Source organism: Bittarella massiliensis (ex Durand et al. 2017) (genome assembly GCF_017566145.1).
Lineage (GTDB): Bacteria > Bacillota > Clostridia > Oscillospirales > Ruminococcaceae > Bittarella > Bittarella massiliensis_A.
The window spans coordinates 1-376 of sequence record NZ_JABFCL010000041.1 but is presented as its reverse complement, the minus strand read 5'-3'; the positions used below and the strand labels follow the sequence as shown (position 1 = coordinate 376).

Annotated in this window: 1 protein-coding gene; it reads right to left on the bottom strand. The window is 51.3% G+C overall.

Translation table 11 applies throughout. The annotated features are described in order from the left end of the window. Window positions 1-376 (bottom strand): glutamine amidotransferase (locus HJY11_RS13365; protein WP_243764560.1); only part of this gene is annotated, 376 nt, incomplete at both ends.

The following is a 376-nucleotide window of genomic DNA, read 5'->3' as shown; positions in this document are numbered from 1 at the left end:
CTTGTCAGCCAGTCCATGATACCCTTCCAGATTTTTGCGTATCCTTCCCATTCGCAAAACTCCGGCGGCGCCCAGTGCGGCGCGCAGTCCGACGTAAATACGGCACTTTTTCCCTTGCCATATTCCGAAAATGCGACAAGCGGGTCATCTCCGATCATGACTGCCACCTCAGCCTCCGGCTTCGGAATCGTTTTGTTATATCCCAGCACATCTGGCCATTTCTCCGGTATTCCTTTTAAGGAAACATGATCCTTTACTACGACCGGAGAAATTCCATCACAATGCTCCATTCTGTCGTCAACCGTGAGTACTTCTACCGGAAGCACCTCCTGCACTGCCGTGTCATGCCATTTTCCCTTTGCGTCCACTCCTGAAA